This window comes from Chromobacterium sphagni (assembly GCF_001855575.1).
Classification (GTDB): domain Bacteria; phylum Pseudomonadota; class Gammaproteobacteria; order Burkholderiales; family Chromobacteriaceae; genus Chromobacterium; species Chromobacterium sphagni.
In genome coordinates, this window is record NZ_MKCS01000004.1 from 329,694 (window position 1) to 345,905 (window position 16,212).

The 16,212-nt window shown below is 61.8% G+C and carries 17 protein-coding genes; 12 read left to right on the top strand and 5 right to left on the bottom strand.

All coding sequences use genetic code 11. The features are described from left to right. Positions 1 to 36: 36 nt before the first annotated feature. Both BI347_RS21975 and BI347_RS21980 read left to right on the top strand, forming a co-directional pair. Positions 37 to 711 carry a BRO-N domain-containing protein gene (locus tag BI347_RS21975; RefSeq protein WP_083339120.1) on the top strand — a complete coding sequence of 225 codons (675 nt, stop codon included), beginning with the start codon at positions 37 to 39 and terminating at the stop codon, positions 709 to 711. 395 nt (positions 712 to 1,106) lie between these two features. Further along, positions 1,107 to 2,186: a calcium:cation antiporter gene (locus BI347_RS21980; protein ID WP_071117104.1), complete on the top strand. Its 1,080-nt coding sequence runs from the start codon at positions 1,107 to 1,109 to the stop codon at positions 2,184 to 2,186. A gap of 194 nt (positions 2,187 to 2,380) precedes the next feature. Here BI347_RS21980 and BI347_RS21985 read toward each other — a convergent pair whose 3' ends face one another. From BI347_RS21985 to BI347_RS24730, 3 genes are all read right to left on the bottom strand, one after another. Beyond that, positions 2,381 to 3,940 carry an FAD-dependent monooxygenase gene (locus BI347_RS21985; protein ID WP_071117184.1) on the bottom strand — a complete coding sequence of 520 codons (1,560 nt, stop codon included), beginning with the start codon at positions 3,938 to 3,940 and terminating at the stop codon, positions 2,381 to 2,383. A 340-nt stretch (positions 3,941 to 4,280) separates the two neighbouring features. Next, positions 4,281 to 5,444, bottom strand: coding sequence for a BBE domain-containing protein (locus tag BI347_RS21990; protein ID WP_139167298.1), 1,164 nt, complete (start codon positions 5,442 to 5,444; stop codon positions 4,281 to 4,283). After that, a complete protein-coding gene (locus BI347_RS24730) occupies positions 5,432 to 5,872 on the bottom strand; it encodes a hypothetical protein (RefSeq protein ID WP_139167299.1) in 441 nt (146 codons plus the stop codon). Before BI347_RS24730 ends, BI347_RS21990 begins: the two co-directional genes overlap by 13 nt. 152 nt (positions 5,873 to 6,024) lie before the next feature. On the opposite strand from BI347_RS24730, the gene BI347_RS25070 reads away from it, so the two are divergent. The 3 genes from BI347_RS25070 to BI347_RS22000 all read left to right on the top strand — a co-directional run bounded on the left by BI347_RS25070 (position 6,025) and on the right by BI347_RS22000 (position 7,105). After that, positions 6,025 to 6,183: a helix-turn-helix domain-containing protein gene (locus BI347_RS25070; RefSeq protein ID WP_083339122.1), complete on the top strand. Its 159-nt coding sequence runs from the start codon at positions 6,025 to 6,027 to the stop codon at positions 6,181 to 6,183. A 75-nt stretch (positions 6,184 to 6,258) separates the two neighbouring features. Further along, positions 6,259 to 6,594, top strand: coding sequence for a tRNA-binding protein (locus BI347_RS21995; protein WP_071117105.1), 336 nt, complete (start codon positions 6,259 to 6,261; stop codon positions 6,592 to 6,594). Between the two features lie 274 nt (positions 6,595 to 6,868). Next, on the top strand, positions 6,869 to 7,105 hold the full coding sequence (locus tag BI347_RS22000) for a hypothetical protein (RefSeq protein WP_071117106.1): 237 nt from the start codon (positions 6,869 to 6,871) through the stop codon (positions 7,103 to 7,105). Between the two features lie 372 nt (positions 7,106 to 7,477). Here the strand turns inward: BI347_RS22000 and BI347_RS22005 are convergent, their stop codons facing one another. Both BI347_RS22005 and BI347_RS24445 read right to left on the bottom strand, forming a co-directional pair. Further along, the gene (locus tag BI347_RS22005) at positions 7,478 to 7,882 is read right to left on the bottom strand and encodes a diguanylate cyclase domain-containing protein (RefSeq protein ID WP_204378128.1); all 405 of its coding nucleotides are present in this window, start codon (positions 7,880 to 7,882) and stop codon (positions 7,478 to 7,480) included. Continuing rightward, the gene (locus BI347_RS24445) at positions 7,824 to 8,579 is read right to left on the bottom strand and encodes a hypothetical protein (RefSeq protein WP_204378129.1); all 756 of its coding nucleotides are present in this window, start codon (positions 8,577 to 8,579) and stop codon (positions 7,824 to 7,826) included. Before BI347_RS24445 ends, BI347_RS22005 begins: the two co-directional genes overlap by 59 nt. Positions 8,580 to 8,892: 313 nt before the next feature. On the opposite strand from BI347_RS24445, the gene BI347_RS22020 reads away from it, so the two are divergent. The 7 genes from BI347_RS22020 (at position 8,893) to BI347_RS22050 (ending at position 16,112) form a co-directional block, all read left to right on the top strand. Then, a complete protein-coding gene (locus tag BI347_RS22020; protein ID WP_071117185.1) occupies positions 8,893 to 10,305 on the top strand; it encodes a cytochrome P450 in 1,413 nt (470 codons plus the stop codon). A 343-nt stretch (positions 10,306 to 10,648) separates the two neighbouring features. Next, on the top strand, positions 10,649 to 11,389 hold the full coding sequence (gene modA / locus BI347_RS22025; protein ID WP_083339124.1) for a molybdate ABC transporter substrate-binding protein: 741 nt from the start codon (positions 10,649 to 10,651) through the stop codon (positions 11,387 to 11,389). A gap of 329 nt (positions 11,390 to 11,718) precedes the next feature. Continuing rightward, positions 11,719 to 12,087 (top strand): DOPA 4,5-dioxygenase family protein, encoded by a 369-nt coding sequence (locus BI347_RS22030; RefSeq protein ID WP_071117111.1) that lies wholly within the window; start codon positions 11,719 to 11,721, stop codon positions 12,085 to 12,087. Between the two features lie 282 nt (positions 12,088 to 12,369). Further along, on the top strand, positions 12,370 to 13,416 hold the full coding sequence (locus BI347_RS22035; protein ID WP_158020843.1) for a DNA-binding protein: 1,047 nt from the start codon (positions 12,370 to 12,372) through the stop codon (positions 13,414 to 13,416). A gap of 121 nt (positions 13,417 to 13,537) precedes the next feature. Further along, a complete protein-coding gene (locus BI347_RS22040) occupies positions 13,538 to 14,164 on the top strand; it encodes a hypothetical protein (RefSeq protein WP_139167300.1) in 627 nt (208 codons plus the stop codon). A gap of 197 nt (positions 14,165 to 14,361) precedes the next feature. Then, positions 14,362 to 15,090, top strand: a complete 729-nt coding sequence (locus BI347_RS22045; protein WP_071114981.1) for a pseudouridine synthase — start codon at positions 14,362 to 14,364, stop codon at positions 15,088 to 15,090. A 23-nt stretch (positions 15,091 to 15,113) separates the two neighbouring features. Continuing rightward, complete coding sequence (locus BI347_RS22050; RefSeq protein ID WP_071117114.1) at positions 15,114 to 16,112, top strand: hypothetical protein; 999 nt, start codon at positions 15,114 to 15,116, stop codon at positions 16,110 to 16,112. Positions 16,113 to 16,212 lie beyond the last annotated feature (100 nt).

Here is a 16,212-nt window from a genome sequence, read left to right on the forward strand (position 1 = left end):
GGGGGCAGTGGCTAATACCCACATGGAGTTTTACCAATGGCACAGTCCATCCAATCACCCGCGCCCCCATCTTTGCGGGAATTTACTTTCCTCGATAAACCCTTCCATCTCCTGCATCGCCACAACGGCCTGTGGTTCTTCGCCGATGACGTCGCGGCGGGGATCAAGTGCCGCAGCACAGCGGCGCTGCTCAGCAAACTCAACAAAGAAGAAGTCCGCACCCTGCCGGTAGGCGCGGAGGATGTGGTGTGCCTGTCCGAAACCGGCGTGGCCATGGCGATTCGGCGCTATCGCAAGCCGGCGGCGCGGCGGTTTCGGCGTTGGCTGGAGGAGGAGTTGCTGCCGGCCTTGCGGCGGGAGGGCGAGGAGGCGTTGACGGCGGATCAGCTGGAGCTGGCCTTGGCGCTGGCGGCGGAGGCGGCGCGGCAGGTGAGCCGGGCTGTGCTGGATGCGGTATTGGAGAATGACGAGGCGTGCTGGCAGCATAGCCGCTGGCTGGTGACGCTGGACTACGAGCGGCATAACCGCCAGAAACATCCGCTCGGCCGCATGATGGGCCTCAACAGCTCCGTTGCCACCTTGGATGCCCTGGCGGAGTTGATCGCCGTGCCGGACGGCATGCCGGCAACCGATACCGAGCTGGTGAAGCTGGCCGCGGCCTGCCATTTGCGCTTGGCCGAGCGGATGAGCCTGCGGGTAGCAGATGAGTGATTCGTAGGGTGCGTCACCCCGTAGGGGCGACACACCGATGGGCGACACACTATTTGCGTTGCATACCCTCAAATGTTGATCCGACGAGATGTGTTGGCGGTGCGTCGCCCCTGCGGGGTGACGCACCCTACTTTGGAGGTCGCTTGAGATTGGTCGAGTGGATGGGCCTTCGGAGTGAGGGGGTGGTAGCGTTCTTTCCGACGGGGCGACGCACCGTTTGTTTACAAAGCCTGAACCCATTGGCCGTGTCGCGGTCTATTTACTTAATGCTGCTATGCTGTGGCTACGGCAGCTCTCCTGCTGGCTTTCAATTCATCTTTCAGAATGGTCGCTTTGGCTGGCTTGGCGGTTCCGATGCCGGGCAGGCGGCTGTTCGTCAAAATAAGGAAAATCCATTGACTCATAGCACGATTCCGCGCTGGACCATTGTCACCCCTGTCTTGGCCTGGGCTGCCATCGCCGCGTCGTCGGCGGTGGGCGGACAGGCTTTTTATCTGGCGCTGCTGGGTATTTTGCTGGCGGGAACGGTATTCGCCGCGGTGCATCACGCCGAGGTGGTGGCGCATAAGGTTGGCGAGCCTTTCGGCACCCTGATCCTGGCGCTGGCGGTGACGGTGATCGAGGTGGCGCTGATCATTTCCTTCATGCTGGGCGGGGGCGAGGAGAAGCTGGCGCTGGCGCGGGACACCATTTTTTCCGCCATCATGATCACCTGCAATGGCATTCTCGGCATCTGCCTGCTGTTGGGCGGTTTGCGCCATCGCGAGCAGAACTTCCAGCTTAGCGGCGCCAAGGCGGCATTGACGGTGCTGGCGGCGATTTCGGTATTGGCGCTGGTGCTGCCCAACTATGGCACTAGCCAGCCAGGGCCTTTGCTGTCGTCGTCACAATTGGCGTTCACCGGCGTGGTATCGCTGGTGCTGTACGGCGCTTTTGTTTTTGTGCAAACCATTCGCCACCGCGATTATTTCCTGGTGGAGGGCAGCCATGACGAGAATGAGCACGCGCCGCCGCCCTCCAACAAGGTGGCCATGCTGGCCGTGGCGATGCTGCTGATTTGCCTGGTAGCGGTGGTGACCCTGGCCAAGCTGCTGTCGCCGTCGATTGAGCGTTTTGTGGTGGATGCCGGCGCGCCGGCGGCGGTGGTGGGCATTATCATCGCCGCCCTGGTGCTGTTGCCGGAAGGGTTGGCCGCCGCCAATGCGGCGAGGGCGGACCGGGTGCAGACCAGCCTGAATCTGGCTTTGGGTTCGGCGCTGGCATCGATTGGCCTGACCATTCCCACGGTGGCGATGATTTTCGTGTTCATGGGCGAGCCGCTGATCCTGGGCTTGGAAATCAAGGAAACCATATTTTTGCTGCTGACGCTGGTGGCATGCTCCTTGTCGCTATCGGTAGGGCGCACCACGATCTTGCAGGGCATAGTGCATCTGGTGATCTTCGCCTCTTTCGTGTTCTTTGCGATCAGCCCCTGAGCGAGCCTTGATGAGTTGAAAGCAAAAGCCGCCGGCATCAGTGCTGGCGGCTTTTCTGTTTTGGGCATGCTCGCCATGGCCGGCCACGTAGGGTGCGTCACCCCGTAGGGGCGACGCACCGTTTTTTTCATTCTCACAAATGTTGATTCGGCGGGATATGTTAGAGGTGCGTCGCCCCGTTGGGGTGACGCACCCTACGGGTGATCGCTGGACTCTTTCGGTTCGCCAAACCATTGCGCCAGGATTGGCGTAATTTCCTCCACATCGGGCGAGGTCTCGCTGGCCCAAACCACGAAGCCGTCAGGACGCACCAGAACGGCGCTCAGGCCAAGATTGTTTTTGACCGTGGCCGCGACATAGCCAACCCGCCCTTGCCAGCGCTTCATCCATGTTCGAAGCGGCGCAGCTGGGTTGAAATCCAGCAACAAGCCCCGTCCATTGCGCAACAGGTGGCTAATCTTCATCCCGTCTTCAAACTCGAAGTCCGGCACGCTGCGGCCTACCAGCGGATGCTTGCCCGCAAGGTCGTAGCGCAGGGACACGCCCCATACCCGTTCAGCGAAATATGTCGCGCCATCGCGAGTCGCGATCAGGTCGCGGATGATGGCCTCGAGCGCCCGCGTGCTTGGCGTGGGGCGCATCAGCGCAACCTGGGCGCGGGACCAGTCGAGCACGCGCGCGCCAACCGGATGCCGCTCATGGTGGTAGCTGTCGAGCAGTCCGGTCGGCGCGTCTTTGCGTATCGTCGCGGCCAGCTTCCAGCCAAGGTTGATCGCGTCGCCGATTCCGAGATTGAGACCTTGACCGCCCAGGGGGGAGTGAATGTGCGCCGCGTCGCCAGCGAGCAGCACGCGCCCCCTGCGATACGCCGTCGCCTGATAGGCGCGATCGGTCCAGGTGGTGGCTAGCCGAATGTTTGTCAGCGTAAGGTCTGTTCCAGATACGCGGCGCAACACGGCTTGTATGTGCGCCAGAGTGAGCGGCTGATTGCGATGGCACGCGCCGCCGTCGAACTCGGCCATCGCGATCACGCCGGGCCGCGCGTAGGTATACATACCAGTCGGCGTATAGTGCCGGCCGGGTTGCAGCGCGTGTGGGTCAGCCAACACCGCGTCGATGGAATAGCCGGTAAACTCGGGATCAGTGCCAAGGAATTCGAAGCCGCCAGCCTTGCGAACCTGGCTGCGGCCGCCATCGCAGCCAATGAGCCAACGTCCGCGAAAAACTTCGCCGCCGGCGTGAACTGTTACCTCGTCGCCTGAGGCAAGATAGCCATCGACACCGACGCCGCGCAGAATCGTCGCCCCCATAGCAGAGGCTCGGCGTGCTACGGCTGTTTCGAAGACCTCCAATGTGACCGCCATCGGTGTGTCGGCTGGACCTGGCAAACGGAAAGGCCAATTCGAGGTGTCGATGTCATCTAGATAGAACGGTATACCCGCGAAATGTCCGGCAGCGCGGCGCGGCTCTTGCATCCAATGCGCGCTTGCCTCTGTCTGCTTGGCCGCATCGTTCGTATTCGTCGCGGCGACGATTTCGTCCAGCAAGCCGCGGCGATGCAAGGCTTCAAAGGTGGGTACCGACAGGCCGCGCATGCCGAACGGAAGACGCTTCAAAGGAGAGTGTGAATCCTCTGCTTGCTCCAATACCAGGACCGAAAGGCCGAATAGGCGAAGCTCGCAAGCCAGGAAGAGTCCGACGGGGCCGGCGCCGGCGATGATGACGTCGTAAGGGGTGGAATGATGATTGTGCATGAGGGGCTCCATTGTCGATGTTCGACCGGAGCGTTCCTCATCTTCAGATCCGCACGGACGAACGATTGGACGCTTGCGGCGTCTGCTGTTCGTCGCGGGGATCTTGTGCGCGAGGCCAAAGACCAGAGCTTTCGTTACCGAAAGGACTTGGGCTTACCAGACCAAGTTTGCCTTTTCCGACGCGGTTTTATACCACGGTGACGGGCAGGCGGCAATGGCTGGCAAGAACGAGTAGGGTGCGCCACTTCAAGGGGGCGACGCACTATTTGTTTCCCACTTTCTCAAATATTGATCAGGCGAGGTATGTTTGCGGTGCGTCGCCCCTGTGGGGTGACGCACCCTACTTGATGGGAATGGACTGCGCGTGGTGGAAGTAGTCTTGCGGGTCCCACCGCTGCTTCACTTGCACCAAGTTGCGCGGCGCGCTGCGGTAGTTTTCCTTGAAATACAGCTGCATGGCTTGATCGATCTGGCCGTTCTCATGGGTGCCCAACTCGCAATCCGGGTAGTTGTAATAGCAGCCGTCCACCACGCCATTCTTGTCTTGCTCCGGATTGGGCGTGCCGCCATATTCGGCGTATACCGCCTGGTAAAAGCCATTGATCCAGTCCAGGTGCGCCTGGGCCTGTTCCTGGTGGCGTGATTGATGGCGCTGCCCTGGCGCGGAGGCGTTGTTCCAATAGGTTTGGTATTGCAGCTTCATGATGGAGCTGCGCTGCGGCACCGGGGTGGCGCTGCTGCTGCGCTCGTTGATCACGCCGCCGTAGCTGTCCACCTGCAGCAGGCTTTGCGCCAGAGCATCGGCCGCCAGCCCTTCCGGTTTATCATGCAGCCAGCGATAAATCTCATCCTTTTGATTTTGCGGGAATCCCTTGTTCATATAGGCGGATTTGTATTTGCCAAACTGGTTGGGGCCGGAGCCGTTTACTGTTTGCAGCGCTTCCAGATAGGTCAAGTGTTGCGCGCTGAGACTGGCGTGCAGCGTGTTGATCCAGCCGGGATGGCCGCCCATCGGCCGGCGCAGAACGGTTGCGGGCGCAATGGCGGCAAAGCGTTGTTGCAGGCTCTGGATGCGCGTCTCGGCCTGCTGGCAGTGCTGTTGGAAGCTGGCGCCGACGGGCGAGGCGATTTGCACCAGCAAACCGATCTGCGTGTTCTCGACTTGATTCAGCTTCAGCAAGCTGAAGTCGGTGTTGGGCATATGCGCGACGAAGTCGGCGTATTCGTCCAACAATTGGTCGAAGGCTTGTTTGGTGATCTTCTCCCAATCCCAGGCCAGCGTAAACTGCGTGGCATGGTCGGGCGCATCCGGCAGCGTGGCGAAATAATAGCGGACAATCACGCCGAAATTGCCGCAGCCGGCGCCGCGCAGGGCCCAGAACAGATCGCGTTCCGCCTGGTCGCCGATTTGCTCGGAAACATGGCGCAATTTGGCCTGGCCTTGCGCCGCATCCCAGGTGACGATGTCGACGGCGCTTAAATGATCGACGGTCAAGCCATGCAAGCGGGACAGCAGGCCGTAACCGCCGCCGGTGATATGCCCGCCAGCCCCGACTGAATAACAGGAGCCGGCCGGCAAGGTTTTGCCATAGCCATTGAGCAAGGCGCGGTACACGCCCAGTTTTCACAGCCGGCATCAACAAAGTACGCATTGCGTTCCGCATCGAAGCCCGCCTGGTTCATGGCGGACATGTCGATGATGGCGCGGGTGCTGTGGTTGTAGACGAAGTTCTCGTAACAGTGGCGGCCGGAGGCGATTTTCATATCGCGGCCATATTCGCTCAGCGCCGCGCCGACATATTCCTCTGCCTGCTCGTGGCGGGTGGGCACGTAAACGGCTTGCAGCTGAGGCGCGAACCAGCGCCGGTCAAAGCCTTGCTTGTCGCTCAAAATCAGCGGCTGATCGCCGCCCCGCGTTGGTGCTTGCTTCATCTCTCCCTCCTTTGCGTTTTCACATTCATCTTGTGGGTCATTTTCGAATGCCGCGCTTGGCGGCGGCCTGCCATCTGTCGGCCAGCCAGTTTCACGCCCGGCTGAAGGCGGAAACCGGGCTGACGCCCATGGCCTAACTGTGCCGGCTGCGGATGGAGCGGGCGCGCCGTCTGTTGCGGGACAGCCCCGACAGCGTGCTGGATGTGGCGCTGCAGGTGGTCTACCAATCGGCGTCGGCTTTCGGCGCGGCTTACCGCCTGCACTTCGGTCACGCGCCCAGCGCCGCGCGGGGCAGAGTCCGACGCGCTTAGACCGGAGCCTGGCGAGCGCGCGGCGTCCCGGCCCTTGCCATACTCTGCGGCTGTTTCAAGGCAAGGAGAGAGCAAGTGAACGAAATCAGCTGGGACGACTTTTTGCAGGTGGACCTGCGGGTGGGCACTATTGTCGGCGCCGCGCCCAATGTCCAGGCCCGCAAGCCGGCTTATGTGCTGACGGTGGATATGGGCGAGCTGGGTGTGAAAACCGCCAGCGCTCAGATTACCCACCATTATTCGCCGGACAGCCTGCTAGGCAAGCGCGTGTTGTGCGTCTGCAACTTCCCTCCCAAGCGCGTAGCCGGCGTGCGTTCCGAGGTGCTGGTTACCGGCGCCTATGACGAGGCCGGCAATGTGGTGTTGGCGGAGTTTACGCTGCCGCTGTCCAGCGGCAGCCGCCTGGTGTGAGGCGGGGCGCGGTAGAGCTGAATGTCGGCCGGTGAAACCGGCGGCGGTCTGCGTGTTCGCGCCTGACGGAGCGGATGAGCCGATGGTGGGCGGCATGCGCCAGTGGATTTTGCCTGAAACGCCGCATCAGCCGCGGGCTATGATGTATATGTGCAGGATGTTCCTGTGATGATTAATCCGGGTACGATTTTCCGTACAACCGCGCCTTAGCTAATTATGATGTCGCACCAACTTTGAGTACGGAGCTTTGTGCCGAAGTCATGGGTGAATAATCATGAAGAAATCGATTTTCCTTTCCTTGCTGGTTTTCTCCGGTTTCTGCCACGCCCAGGGTGGAGGAGGCTACGGTGGCATTCCATCGCTGGCCGAGCCTTTCATGCATGTCGATGCATGCCTGGACAAAAACGCCAGGATTATCGATGGCACGGCAGGCAAGAAGAAGGCCGGGCAATGCGAGATCGTCGGCATCGTCGTAATCGACAGCAAGAATGCCGAATTCGTGAAGCGGTAAGGGCATCGCAAAACAAGGCGTCTTCGGACGCCCTTTTCATGCCTGCCGCTCGCCTAATGCCCGCACCAGACGGCATGATCATGGCGGCAAGCATGGTGTCTCTGGCGTGGGTGAATGCCCGGCGCAGGCGCCATGCGCCGCCTGCAGCAAGGCCAGGTCCACGGAAAAACAAGATTGCGCCGACAATGCTGCGGCTTCCGGCGCGTTCGGGCGCTTGCTTGGTTGTATCGTTCATGAGCTTTCGGGGGGCAAACCATCTGAGGCTGTGGCGGTAGCTGGTAGCGCTGCATGGCGGTGATTTTTTATTTTAAATCAATTGCTTGTGTCTAGGTTTGCCCGTTTGCAGGCTTGGATCAATCTTCCCGCGCAGCCCTAAGCGCGGTTTGAATGGTTGATGGCTTGTTCGTGGCGCGCCGATTCGATACGGTGTTGCTCCTTGCCGGCATACATGCGTTCGTCGGCGACGGCATGCAGCTGGCTTTCGCTTAGTCCATCGGCGGGATAGACCGCCGCGCCGACGCTGGCGCTGACATGATATGGCCCCTCCGCGATAAGGATCGGGGCTTCCAGCGATTGGCCCAGCGCGTCGTTCACCTGTTTGAAGCGGTTGAGGTCTATCACCAGAAAGCCGAATCCGCCGTTGTCGCGGATGGCTTGAGCCACTGCCTGTTCGAAACGGTCGGCGTACAGGCGGCGGTTGGGCAGGCCGGTAAGCGTGTCATGGCCCGCCAAGTGGGTGGCCAGGCTTATCCGCTCTTCCAGCAGCACCAACATCATGCTGGCGGCGGCGAGGAATTTCGGCAGATTCCAGATTTCCGCCCCGATGTGGGCGGAAATCGCCGGAGCATGCAGGATCAGCAGCGAGTAGACCGGGAAAACCAGGCCCCAGAGGATGAACACGACGCCCATGGTCAGCTTCGGCGTCTGGCGCAGGAAGAAATACGCCACTGGGCAGGCCATAGGCATGCAAGGCCCAGGCCTGCAGCGCGTAGGCCGCCCCAGCCAGCGCGATGGAGAGCCGGGAATGCCAGGGGGCTTCCACGCTGTCGGCTGCGGCGAGCCAGATGGTGCCGGCCGCGCCCAGCGCAGTCAGCAGATAGAACGGCGCCATTTGTTGGCTGCCAGGATGCAATTCGGCATAGGCGGCGCTGGCAACGGCAAAGGTCAGGTTAAGCGCGCCCGCCACACCTACTCGCGATATGAGCCGTGATGAGTGGATGGTTGCCGGTCCTTGGTAGTAGGCGGCCAGGATGAACAGCTGTCCGGCCAAGACGAGGTTTCCCCGGGCAAGCACGTCGAAGGGAAAGCTTTGCGGCAACAGCATGAAGATGCCGGCATGCAGAAGGATGAGCAACCACCCGGCCAGCCAATAGCGCAGCCGGATCTCGCGCTTTTGCCTGATCAGGGCAAGCGCGATCCCCAACAGGATGCTGTAAGAGACAAACTCCGGAAGCCCATAGAAGTTGAAATTCACCAGACACGCTCCCTGAGAATGCCATGCCGCCAGGCCTGATGTTCCGCGCGGACATCAAGTTCGATGCATGGCGGCGCCAACCCTCATTCCAAATCTATACAACAAATGAAATGGGCTGTCGGGATTGTTTTGACATGGGAAGCAGATTGGTCTTGGCGGCGGCAGGAAGATGCGGGACGGGCCGGGCGTGTACTGCGGCAGATCGGTCCGTGCGTGGACGAAATTTTTCAAATGGCATTATTTATTGATATGGAATAAGTGTTTGTCGTTTCCATTTAGCACTGCTTATCGGAGGAATGGTATGATTTTCCGCATGAAAACGTCCCCCCACTCCTCTTGTCCCTTCCACGCCGGCAGCCAACCTCCGGCTCCGACCAATCAACCAGCCGGCAGCTGGCCGCCAGGCCCCAAAGCTGGTTTGACCGGCTGGGGGTTGCTGGGACGGATGTCGCGCGATTTGATGGGCACTTTGGCCGACTGGAAGCGAGAGTTCGGCGATTTGGTGCATGTGCGAACCTGGCCCGAGCATCAGATCATCGTGTCCGATCCACATTTGGCGCGCGAGTTGCTGGTAGGCCAGGCTGATGCCTTGCAGCGTTGGGAGCGCGCGCTGACGGTGTATCGCCGGGTGCATGGCCATAGCGTGCTGATCGCCGAAGGCCAAGCCTGGCGCGAAAAGCGGCAGGCCCTGCAGCCAGATTTCACGCGCAAATCCGTGCAGGCCTTCTCGCCATCCATTGTCGAGGCCGCCCGCCAGGCATTCGCGCAGTGGCCGGGCCGGAAGGATGCCTGGCCGATAGAGAACGAACTCACCTCGCTGACAATGGAGGTGATTCTGCGCATGATGTTTTCCAGCGGAGTGGGCGGCGAGGCTCAGCAGGCGGAAGAGGCTGTGCACACCTTGATGGTGGCCTCCACCGCGGAGCTGTGGCGGCCCGCCAGCCTGCCCGATTGGATGCCGTGGCAGCGTAAACGGCGCCGGGCGCGGCTGCTGTTGAACGATTTGATCGAACGGCATCTGCAAGCTCGGTTGGGCATGCCGCAAGAGGACTGGCCTGATGATCTGCTTGCCCGGCTGTTGCGGCTGCATTCGCGGCAGCCGCGTGACTGGCCGTTGCAGGCGGTGCGGGATGAGTGCAAGACGGCCTTTCTGGCGGGGCATGAAACGATTGCGGCTTCGTTGGGCTGGTGGGCGTGGTGCATGGCCTCCCATCCTGATATCCAGGAGAAGGCTCGCGCAGACGCGACGGCCGCGTGGCCAGGAGAAGAGAGCGGCGAGCCGGATGTGTCCGCGCTGCATTACGTGAGCCAGACACTGCAGGAAACCATGCGGCTCTATCCCGCCGTGCCGCTGCTGATGAGCCGGCGCGCGCTGCGGCCAGTGACGCTGGGCGGCTGGACTTTTCCGGCGAGGACGGTGTTCATGGTGCCGATGCAGCTGATGCAGCATGACGCGCGTTGGTTTCCCGAGCCGCTCGCGTATCGGCCTGAGCGCTTCGATCCAGATGAGGCCAGACCGCCGCAGGGCGCTTACCTGCCATTCGGCGGCGGGCCGCGCGTTTGTCTGGGCCAGCATCTGGCTTTAGCGGAGATGACGATAGTCGCGGCCGAGCTGCTGCGGCGTTACAGGTTGTCCGTGCCGGATGGCGCGGCTCCACCGCGGCCGGTGTTTCATGTGTCCCAGCGACCGGAGCGGCCTTTGGCACTGAATATTGCGCGGGTATGACGGGCCTGGCGCGCGGCAAAGCGCGTGGGCGTCATCATGCAAGGCGCGTCGCCCGAGAGGGCGGCGCGCTTTTTTCATTCCGCGTCGTTGGCAAAGGCGAGGAGCGCATTGCAGGTTGCCTATTTGCGGCCACGGCCATCGTCCGGATTGCAAGCGTGCGAGTTTGCCGGCTATCGCGCGAGGCATCGCCTAACAAGGCGGCGCGCTGTTGGCGCCAGCCGACAAGCGGAGGGCGGTGGCGACGCTATACTCAGCTCATCTGCATGAGCGGGCGGTGGAGCGAACCTGAAGCGATTGCGATTGACGTCGAGAGCGGCGCGAGACTCTTGGGGGGCGTGTATTGATGAAATGGTTGTCGATCGGGCTGCTCGCCGCCATCTCCGCGGCTTGTCACGCTGCGCCGGTGCTGGTGGCGGCGGCCAGCAATGTGGAGCCGGCGCTGAGCCAGATTGTCGCCAGGTTTGCCGAGGAGACCGGCGCCGAGGTCAAGGTGAGCTATGGCCCGGCGATCACGCTGGCGGCCCAGGTGGCGGGCGGCGCGCCGTTCGAATTGTATCTTTCCGCCAATGAAGAGTACCCCAGGCGGCTGAAGGCGCAGGGCTATTGCCTGGGAGAGCCGCGCGTCTACGCCATCGGCGCGGTGGTGCTGTGGACGATGGATAGCGGTTTTCATCGCGATGGCTGGCTGGACTGGTTGCGGAACGGCAGCGGCAAGATCGCGCTGCCGAATCCGGAAACCACGATATACGGCCAGACGATTCTATACATCCTGAACCACTATCAGCTTGCGGAGCTGCTGCGGCCGCGCTTCGTCAAGGTCCGCGATGTGGGGCGCACGGCAGAGTTGGTGATCAGCGGCAAGGTGGCGGGCGGTTTCGTGTCCAAGTCCGAGGTGATGCGGCCCGACTTCCGCGACAAGGGGCGGTGGGTGGAGATTCCAGCCGCCAGCTATCCGCCGATCCGGCAATCGATGATTCTGCTCAAGCCGGCGGCGGGCAATCCGCAAGCCAGGCAGCTGTTTGACTACTTGCTGAGTCCGCAGGCGCGCAAGGTCTGGCGCGCTTTTGGCTACGGCGACGGCTGAATGCCGAGGCGAGAGCAGTGTTCGTGTAGTTCTCGCAAGCGCGTCACCGCATGAGCGGCGGCGCGTTTTTGTTTTCCCGCCATCGGCGGCGACCTCTCCGCTTGAGCTCGGGCAGACATCCAGGCAGAGGGAGATGGCGCCCCCCGCGCTGCTTGCGGATTCAGGCGACATCATTTCGCTTGCACATGATGATTTTATATCTTAAGATATATTTTAAGATAGTAATCGTCGCATGCGCGGCGCTGTCGCCGCTATCTGCCGATGAGGAGAAGGCGGCTTTGCCTGGCTGGTAAAACGCGGCCATGGTTCAACTTTAGGGGGCAAGAAAAATGTCGCAGCAAGATAGGGAAATTTCGGGCTTTCACGCACATGTGTATTTTGACGCCAGCCATCAGACTCAGGCGAAGCGCTTATGGGATGCCATCCAGTCGCGTTTCGACGTGACTGCGCGGTACTGGCGCGAGGCCGCGTTTGGCCCCCATCCCTCCGGGGCTTACCAGGTGGACTTCAGCGCCGCGCTGTTTGGCGAATTGGTGCCTTGGCTGATGTTGCACCGGGAAGGGTTGGACATTTTGGTACACCCGCTGAGCGGAGATGATGTGGAGGACCACACCGACTATGCGATGTGGCTGGGCGCGCCGGTGGCGCTAGATGTCGATTTTCTGCGGCGGAATGGGCGGGGGCGAGAGAGGGGGTGAACTGGCCGGGCCTTGTCTGCGCGAAGGTCGGGGGAGGTTCGGCAGGCTTTGCGGACCTCGCGCTGTGATATGGAGTGGCGATCTGTTTTGTGCCCTGATTCTCGCTCTGAAGCTTTGAGTGTTCTACTTTCAGTGCCGCTTTTCCGCTTAAAAATTCCGATAAGTATAATTATCGGAAAAATAAACATTATTTTGTAAATTATTAATGTAATACGTAATATATTTACCTATTTGTTTTTGCTACACTGATGAAAAGTTGCTTATTTGGGCATGGAGAAGAATATGGCTGCAGATATTTACGCAAGAATCCGCCAGACGGCGTTTGAGCTGGTGGGGGAAGGCGTGTGGCCCACTGTGGTGGATGTGCGGTCCCGGCTGGGAAGCGGTTCCAACACCACCATCAACAATACGCTCAAAGAATGGCGGCAGGAGTTTCTGGGACGGGTGGCCGCCTCGTCGCGGAGGCCGGATTGGCCGCCCAGCCTTGCCGAGGCTTTCGAGCAGGTATGGCAGAAGGCTTGCGATGAGGCCGAGCAGCAACTGAGCGCTGTCCGTCAGGAGGTGGAGGCGGAAGTGGCGGTTCTGCGCCAGCAGGTGGAGGGCCTGCACGAGCGGGAGCAAAAGTCGCTTGCCGAGCTGCAGTCGCTGCGCCACGAACTGGAGCTGCGCGCCGCGCGGCAGGTGGAGCTGGACAGCAGTCTGCAGCGGGAGCGATTGCATGTGGAGTCGCTACTGCGGGAGCGGCAGGAACTGCAGCAGGCGGCAGAGTTACAACGGGAGGCGCAGGATTTGGCGCGCCAGGAGGCGGAATCCCGGCTGCTGGAGCTGGCGGACCGGCATGAGCAGCAGCTGCGGGAAGCGCAGGAGGAGGCAAGCCGCAAGGAGTCTCTGGCTTATGAGCGGCTGGAGGGGCTGCGCGTGCGGCTTTACCAGCAGGTGGAGAGCGAGCGGCAGGAAATGAAGCTGCAGCAGCAAAAGCTGGAGGGCGCGCTGCAGCAGGCGCGGCAGGATGGCGCCAAGGTGGAGAATCTGTGGCGGGAGAGGATGCTGGAGCGGGAGCGGGAAAATGGCGGTCTGCAGGCGCGGCTGGATTTGCTGCAACAGCAGGGCGAAGCCGTCAGGCAGGAGTCGCGCCTGCAAAAAGAGTCGGCGGAGGCGCAGTTGCTGGCGCTGACGGCGGAGAACGCCAGGCTGCAGGCTTTGCAATCGATGCGGCGCGAGCAGTGGCTCGACCGCTTGGGCGCGGCCTTGCGCGCGGGCGGCCTGCCGGCCGGGCCAGAGGCCGTCCAGTCCTGGCTTGCGGCGCTGCTGACCGAGACCGCTCAATAAAATCCATCGGATGGCGGCTCCCTCCGGGGTACCTGTCCTGCTGGACAATGCGGTTTCCCGGCGGCTTGCACGGCTTCGGCTATGCTGAATGAGTTTCAACCCATCCCAGCAAGGAGCCGATATGACAGCACAAGGGTATGCCGTTCTATATATGGCGTTCATCGTCGTATTGTTTGCCGCAATTGTCTGGAAAACCCCCATCTTGCGCGACCGGGGGCCGCTGCTGCCCGGTGTGGCCGACGGGCAGCAGACTTTCAGCCTGGCGCGCAGCCAGTTGTTGTGGTGGACGCTGGCTGTCGCCGTGGTGGCCGGCAGCCTGCTGATCGTTACGGGCAATCTGTTGTCGCCCACGCCGCAGGTGCTGGCTTTGCTGGGCATCAGCGCGGGCACCACCGGGCTGGCCAGCCTGGTGGATCAGCCCTCTGGCACAAGCGCGACGCCGCTGGGGCGCTCCCGGGGCTGGCTGCAGGACATACTGGATGATGGCCAGGGGATTTCCGTGCATCGCTACCAGTCCTTGCTGGCCAATATCGGAATCGGCCTTGCCTTCATCTATAAGTCGGTCGAGCAAGGGGCTTTCTATGCGATAGACCCGATGTGGCTAGGCGTGCTCGGCATCAGCAGCGTGTTGTATGTCGGCATGAAGTCGCGCGAAGGCGGCGTGGTCGGCGCAGGCCCGGTGCCGGTGGCCGCGCCTCAGTCGCCGGCTGTCAGCGCCGGCGGGACGTCTCCCGCGCTTTCCGCCTGAGCCGACGCCGGCAAGCGGTTCATCCAGAACCGGACAAAGGTCGCCGTTGGCGGCCTTTGTCAGTTGGCCCTCCCATGCGGCATTTTGATGCGGCCCATGGCCAGTACTGGCACAATCCCCTACAATAACGGTCAATTCAATAAGCGGCCTCTGCGTGCAATGCGACCGGAGTCCGCTTTTTCATTACGGAAAAACAAATGGAACCTGTACGCCTGTCAAAACGCATGGCCGAGCTGGGGCTGTGTTCGCGCCGGGAGGCTGACAGCTATATCGAGCAAGGTTGGGTCAAGGTGGATGGCGAAGTGGCGGTGCTGGGGCAGAAAGTGCTGCCGCACAACCTGATCGAAGTCGACAAGAAGGCCCAGGATGCCCAATCCGCCCGGGTCACCATTCTGCTGAACAAGCCGATGGGCTATGTTTCCGGCCAGGCTGAAGATGGTTATGAGCCGGCGGTGGTGTTGGTCACGCCGGAAAACCACTGGTCCGAGGATGGCAGCCGCAAACGCTTCCAGGCTTCGCACCTGCGCGGCCTGGCTCCGGCGGGCCGACTGGACATCGATTCGGTGGGCCTCTTGGTGTTGACCCAGGATGGTCGCGTGGCCAAGCACCTGATAGGCGAAAATTCGTCGGTGGAGAAGGAGTATCTGGTGCGGGTGGAGGGCGAGCTGAGCGCAAATGGCCTGGCGTTGCTCAACCACGGCCTGGAGCTGGACGGCAAGAAGCTGCTGCCCGCCAAGGTGAGCTGGCAGAATGAGGACCAGTTGCGTTTTGTGCTGCGCGAAGGCAAGAAGCGCCAGATCCGCCGCATGTGCGAAATGGTGGGTTTGCGGGTGGTCGGCCTCAAGCGCATCTCCATCGGCAAGGTCAAGCTGGGCAATCTGCCTACCGGCCAGTGGCGCTATCTGCGCGACGACGAGCAATTCTGATCTGATCTTTCCAAGGGGGCGGCATGTTCGAGCGATTGCTGCGCAGGTTGGGTCTGGACGGACAAAGCCGGCAGCGGACCAGGATGCTGGCAGGCCAGATCGAGCAACTGATCGACGCGTGCGACAAGCGTCTGAGGCTGGTGCCGGGCTATCTGGACGCGCTGACGCCCGGCATGCGCGCCTCGCAAGCCTATTTGTCCACGCTGATGGCCCAGCTGCCGCCGGTGCTGACCTTGTCGTTGCCGAGTTTCTCGCGCGATCCGCGCCTGGGCCTGCTGTTTGCCGGACCGTCCAGCCTGTTGGAACTGCTGGACGGCAGCGGGCCGCTGCACGAGTTCTTCCTCTCCGCCGGCAACGGTGACGAGGCCTGGGCGTTATTGACGATGCAGCGCAGCGAGACCAGCCGCTTCGGCGTGGCGATGGAGAACGGCGAGCTGCGCAATGATGTGGCGCAGGTGGTGGTGAGTTTCGACGGCCATAGGCTGGTGATGCCCAGCCCAAGCCAGGAGCAATTTCGGCGCAATTCCGGCGCCCATGCGCTGGAGGTGATGACCTCGGTGATCGCGCGGCGGCTCAGCCTGCTGGAACAGGCGCGCCAGCAGCTGGAGGCCGAGCAGGCGCGGCTGCAGTTGCGACGTCTGTCCCTGCAGTCAGACCGCTGCGTGGTGGTGGACTCCCAGGCTGGAGATGCGTGCCTGCCGGAAACCGCCGCCGGCGTGGATGCCCGGCTGGCAGAAATCGGCCCGCAACTGGACGAGTTGCGCGGGCAGGCCAGCCTGGATGGTCTGCTGCGGACCGTGCGCGAAGTGTTGGAGCAGCCAGCCGACTATTTCAGCCTGCAGACGGTGACGCTGAGGCTTAACCGAATGGGCATCAAGGTGGGCCGCGACGACGAGGCTACGGATTTGACGTTGGAAGAAGTGGTGCTGGGCAAGGCGATACCTGTCCGCCGGGCATTGCTGCCGGTGCGCGTTCATCGCCACGATATCGCCGAGTTGCGCCGCCAATTCGGCGCCGATTAAGCAAAAGCCGGTGCAGGCATCTACGGACCGGCTATGCTGAATAGAGCAAGAGTTTCAATCGGCCTCAGGGCGGTCGGTTGAATCTGCCCCGACCTTCTGG

Coding starts and splice junctions, on each gene's coding strand:
- BI347_RS21975 (WP_083339120.1), top strand. CDS start 37: ATGGCACAGTCCATCCAATCACCCGCGCCCCCATCTTTGCGGGAATTT.
- BI347_RS21985 (WP_071117184.1), bottom strand. CDS start 3,940: ATGCACAATCATCATTCCACCCCTTACGACGTCATCATCGCCGGCGCC.
- BI347_RS24730 (WP_139167299.1), bottom strand. CDS start 5,872: ATGAAGCAAGCACCAACGCGGGGCGGCGATCAGCCGCTGATTTTGAGC.
- BI347_RS25070 (WP_083339122.1), top strand. CDS start 6,025: ATGGAGCGGGCGCGCCGTCTGTTGCGGGACAGCCCCGACAGCGTGCTG.
- BI347_RS22000 (WP_071117106.1), top strand. CDS start 6,869: ATGAAGAAATCGATTTTCCTTTCCTTGCTGGTTTTCTCCGGTTTCTGC.
- BI347_RS22005 (WP_204378128.1), bottom strand. CDS start 7,882: ATGATGTTGGTGCTGCTGGAAGAGCGGATAAGCCTGGCCACCCACTTG.
- BI347_RS22020 (WP_071117185.1), top strand. CDS start 8,893: ATGAAAACGTCCCCCCACTCCTCTTGTCCCTTCCACGCCGGCAGCCAA.
- modA (WP_083339124.1), top strand. CDS start 10,649: ATGAAATGGTTGTCGATCGGGCTGCTCGCCGCCATCTCCGCGGCTTGT.
- BI347_RS22030 (WP_071117111.1), top strand. CDS start 11,719: ATGTCGCAGCAAGATAGGGAAATTTCGGGCTTTCACGCACATGTGTAT.
- BI347_RS22035 (WP_158020843.1), top strand. CDS start 12,370: ATGGCTGCAGATATTTACGCAAGAATCCGCCAGACGGCGTTTGAGCTG.
- BI347_RS22040 (WP_139167300.1), top strand. CDS start 13,538: ATGACAGCACAAGGGTATGCCGTTCTATATATGGCGTTCATCGTCGTA.
- BI347_RS22045 (WP_071114981.1), top strand. CDS start 14,362: ATGGAACCTGTACGCCTGTCAAAACGCATGGCCGAGCTGGGGCTGTGT.
- BI347_RS22050 (WP_071117114.1), top strand. CDS start 15,114: ATGTTCGAGCGATTGCTGCGCAGGTTGGGTCTGGACGGACAAAGCCGG.